At 45.3% G+C, this 247-nt stretch carries 1 protein-coding gene; it reads left to right on the top strand.

Annotated elements, in window-relative coordinates:
• Positions 1-247 (top strand): hypothetical protein (locus AAEY78_RS14480; protein ID WP_352340141.1); only part of this gene is annotated, 247 nt, incomplete at both ends.

Here is a 247-nt window from a genome sequence, read left to right as displayed (position 1 = left end):
GAATACGACATGTGCCATAAATGCCAATCAGCCAAAGCCGTCAATGAGACTCAATCCATCTATAAACTTATCTCTTTCATAGATGTGCTGAAGGAGGCAGTAAACCTGTACCCTAATGCGCAAGAGGAAGTCCATGAAAGAATCGCCGCTTTTGAGGTTACTCTCGATGGTGCCAGCAAGGATGTGTACGACAATGCGATGGAAATTTTTAACCGAAACGGTCGTCACCCTCGGGTATCTATGGATC

Source organism: Psychrobacter sp. 16-MNA-CIBAN-0192, assembly GCF_040309565.1.
Classification (GTDB): domain Bacteria; phylum Pseudomonadota; class Gammaproteobacteria; order Pseudomonadales; family Moraxellaceae; genus Psychrobacter.
Note: the sequence above shows the minus strand (reverse complement) of the source record. Positions and strands in the feature narration are given on the sequence as shown.